1 pseudogene is annotated in these 247 nt (G+C 63.6%); it reads right to left on the bottom strand.

Annotated features, from left to right (window positions below):
* Positions 1-247, bottom strand: a pseudogene (locus O4G76_RS21320) (hypothetical protein); the annotation flags it as partial.

Here is a 247-nt window from a genome sequence, read left to right on the forward strand (position 1 = left end):
GCTTTCAGCCAGTCTTCGCACACCAGCTCGTTCACCGCTTGTGTCATGCACTGCATCCACTGGTCGCGCGCTACGCTATCCACGGCAAACGGCATATGGCGCATGCGCAAGCGCGGGTGGCCAAAGGTGTCCATGAACAGCGGCGGGCCACCCAGCCAGCCGGACAGGAACATGTACAGCTTCTCGCGCGAGCCGGCCAGGTCGGCCGGGTGCATATCGCGCAGGCTTTTCACCGACGGGTCGGTAT

This window comes from Limimaricola sp. G21655-S1, assembly GCF_027213785.1.
GTDB lineage: Bacteria > Pseudomonadota > Alphaproteobacteria > Rhodobacterales > Rhodobacteraceae > Limimaricola.